3 protein-coding genes and 1 pseudogene are annotated in these 3,561 nt (G+C 41.6%); 2 read left to right on the plus strand and 2 right to left on the minus strand.

What is annotated here, in order from left to right:
* Nucleotides 1-247, minus strand: a pseudogene (locus tag B9J84_RS16305) (1-acyl-sn-glycerol-3-phosphate acyltransferase); the annotation flags it as partial.
* The gene (locus B9J84_RS04685) at nucleotides 223-960 is read right to left on the minus strand and encodes a beta-ketoacyl synthase chain length factor (protein WP_094123644.1); all 738 of its coding nucleotides are present in this window, start codon (nucleotides 958-960) and stop codon (nucleotides 223-225) included. The gene B9J84_RS04685 and the pseudogene B9J84_RS16305, both read right to left, overlap by 25 nt.
* Before the next feature lie 115 nt (nucleotides 961-1,075).
* On the opposite strand from B9J84_RS04685, the gene B9J84_RS04690 reads away from it, so the two are divergent.
* Nucleotides 1,076-2,182: a class I SAM-dependent methyltransferase gene (locus B9J84_RS04690; protein WP_013856490.1), complete on the plus strand. Its 1,107-nt coding sequence runs from the start codon at nucleotides 1,076-1,078 to the stop codon at nucleotides 2,180-2,182.
* A gap of 23 nt (nucleotides 2,183-2,205) precedes the next feature.
* The gene (locus tag B9J84_RS04695; protein WP_094123645.1) at nucleotides 2,206-3,450 is read left to right on the plus strand and encodes an NAD(P)/FAD-dependent oxidoreductase; all 1,245 of its coding nucleotides are present in this window, start codon (nucleotides 2,206-2,208) and stop codon (nucleotides 3,448-3,450) included.
* The last annotated feature ends 111 nt before the right edge of the window (nucleotides 3,451-3,561 follow it).

Below are 3,561 nucleotides of genomic sequence, written 5' to 3' on the forward strand. Positions count from 1 at the left end.
CGTTGGTTATTTTATAGTCGATGGCACCTGTTAATTTCATCAACTTACAAAATATATTGAATGAGTTTTGGATTGATTTTTGAACTTTATATTCTCGACGATCTGTTTGCGATGAAAATAATGCAATCAGTGGGATAATAATAAAACTCAGCGTTAATCCGCCTAAACCAAATATAAAAAAACAAAAACCTGTAGCAGCAATACGCCAGTAGCGGTTGAACTCTAACATTTTCGTTGCCATTTCCAAGCGCTTTGCGAGCCCTCAATGATCCATTCAGATTTTTCTGACAAATAGTGGTGAAGAAACGACAATGCTTGCGGCTGTTGTGGCTTGGTATCAGACATCTGCATAGAGAGCGTAAAATTTGAACCGTGAGACAGGGTTAACCCTAAGGCATAGCCTTGAAATTGCCACTCTTCGTATTGTTGGTAGTCGCTAGGTAATGGCTCATCAAAATCAACCAACAGCACTTTGTGACTAGGGTGTTCATTTAAATAGAGCCAAGCTTCTAATATGGCACTTTGAAATGTGTTTTGTGCTGCTGCAATCGAGGTTAACGGGATCGGTTGTTTTGAAGCGATGGTTGCTAGGCCTGCCGCTGTATTATGAACAGATTGTGAAAACGCCATTGGTGAGGCTTCTTCGCCAATCAATATCGACTTCACGATTTCAACGCTACGATGAAGCTCGCCATGACGACATGAAAACACCATGTAATCAATACGTTGTGATTCTATAGCAGTCAGTGCAGTCTGCACGGCTAATTTGCTCAAACTACTCATTCTGCGGCGCATCATAGGAGGAATATGGTCTGTGTTGAGCGTATTATCGTCAGGCCAAATCTCTTCTCTTGCCCAATTTTGCCAATCAGAAGGGTGAGATAAGCCTGCAGAATTTGCAACCCAAGTATCAATATTTAACGTGATTATTTGCTGTTGATTTGACATAAGATATTGCATTGTTTTTGATAGGGTTAAATACTATGGCACAAGATTATTCTTCGCAACTATAAACGTTTGTATCCTTGACTTAAATATTGATTTTTAAGAATTGAGTCGAACTTAGATTAAGTGTTTGGATATTGTTCACAAATTAAAGTTAGGTTTTAATGTGTTAAATCAAAAAATAGATCCTTATAACGCTTTAGAGGCAAAAACCGAAGCTCAAAAATTATCTTTTGCCCCCATCGTTTTTCATACGGCGCGTACATTACGTGACTTAGGCATACTGGCTGCATTAGACAATGCTGGCGAAAAAGGTTTAAACGCAGAACAAATTGCTCAAGAAACGAGCGTGTCAGAGTATGGCGTTAAAGTATTACTCGATATGGCCATCAGTGCCCACATTGTTTTATGGGATAAACCGAATTATTCGTTGGCTAATCTAGGCATTTTTTTGCTGCATGATGGGATGACGCAAGCCAATATGGATTTCACGGCAGACGTTTGTTATGCCGCCATGATGCACTTAACCGAATCGATCACCGAAGGCAAGCCTGCTGGTCTGAAAGAACTCGGCGATTGGGATACCATCTACCAAGGTTTATCGCGTTTGCCCCAGCAAGCTAAAGACAGTTGGTTCAAATTCGATCACTTCTATTCCGATCGTTCTTTTCCTATTTTGCTGAAAGAAGTGTTTCGTAAAAAACCGAAACATTTGGTCGATATTGGTGGCAATACGGGTAAATGGGCACTGCAATGTTGTCACTATGATTCAGACGTTGAAGTGACGATTGTGGATCTGCCACAACAGTTGGAAATGGCGATGGCTAACGCGCAGCAACAAGGTTTTACGCAGCGTATTCATCCTTTTCCAGCTAACATGCTCGATAAAGAACAACCGTTACCAAAAAATGCGGACGTGTGGTGGATGAGCCAGTTTTTAGACTGTTTTTCGCCAATGGAAATTTTGAGTATTTTAAAACGCGTTCGTGCCAATCTTTCTGCATATTCGACGGTTTATATTTTGGAACTGTTCTGGGATTCACAGAAGTACGATGCGGCTTCTTATAGCCTCAATGCCACCTCTTTGTATTTTACCTGCCTTGCAAATGGTAATAGTCGCTTCTATCGCAGCGAAGATTTCTTAGAAATCGTTCAAGCAGCAGGATTACAGGTGATCAAACGAACCGACAATATTGGCCTTGGCCACACCTTGTTAGAGCTAAAAGCCCAAGCTTAATTAAAATCGATGCGAGTCAATTCATGAATAAAGAGATAACTCAAGTTGTTATCATTGGTGCGGGCCCTTCGGGTTCGACTGCCGCGGCATTGCTCCATGCGCAAAACATACGCGTGTTGGTTATCGAAAAAGCACTTTTCCCACGCTTTTCTATTGGCGAAAGCTTATTACCTGCTTGTATGGAAGTGATAGAAGCGGCGGGAATGTTACCTGATGTTATGCGTGCGGGTTTTCAATATAAAAATGGTGCTGCCTTTCGAAAAAATGGTGTATACGCTCAGTTTGATTTTACCGACAAATATTCGAATGGGCCGGGAACCACTTTTCAGGTACAGCGAAGTCAATTTGATAAAGTATTAGCGGACTCTGCTGTTAAGCAAGGGGTTGAAATTCGTTATCAACATCAACTGACGAATATCGAATTTGAAGAGAATAAATCACAATTATTGGTGACGGATCAACACGGCATAACGTATCAAATTGAAGCCGACTTCGTGCTGGATGCCAGTGGCTTTGGCCGAGTATTGCCTAAGTTACTCGACTTGGAAGAGCCATCGTGTTTACCTCCGAGAAAAGCCATCTTTACCCATATCATTGATCATATCTCCCCTGAACAACCAGACTACGACCGAAACAAGACACTGATCTCCGTCCATCCGCGTAATCCTGACGTATGGTACTGGCTCATTCCTTTTTCTAACGGCACATGTTCATTAGGTGTTGTCGGTGAACCGTCGTTTTTTGACGGCTATCCAAGTGATAAAATTGCGGCGATCCAGCAGTTGGTGAATGAAATGCCTGAGCTGGCAGAACTGCTTTCGAAGTCCGAATACCCTAATCCTGCTGGTGAGCTAGGCGGCTATTCTGCAAATGTTAAGCAGTTGGCCACGGTAAATTATGCTTTATTAGGCAATGCTGGTGAATTTTTAGACCCGGTGTTTTCATCAGGTGTAACGATAGCCATGAAATCGGCTCAGTTAGCGGTGTCTTGTGTTGTACGCCAACTAAAAAAAGAAAGTGTAGATTGGCAGCAAGAGTATTCTCAGCCATTAATGGTCGGAGTGGATACGTTCCGCACTTATGTGGAAGGTTGGTACAACGGCATGTTACAAGAGGTGATTTTTTACCAAACGCCCAATCCAAGAATAAAGCAGATGATTTGCTCTATTCTTGCAGGATATGCTTGGGATCGTAGTAATCCTTATGTCGCTGAGCATCAACGACGCTTATCAAGTTTAGCTGAAATTATTCGTACTTCATCTCATTAATAATATCCGCACCGAAATTATGTTTTGGTGCGGATATGCATCTCACATTCTAATTTTATGGGTTTATTCTCTTGTAAGATTATTCCTACACTACATTAACGTGTTGATAAA

The sequence above is a fragment of the Vibrio sp. V03_P4A6T147 genome (genome assembly GCF_002241085.1).
GTDB lineage: Bacteria > Pseudomonadota > Gammaproteobacteria > Enterobacterales > Vibrionaceae > Vibrio > Vibrio anguillarum.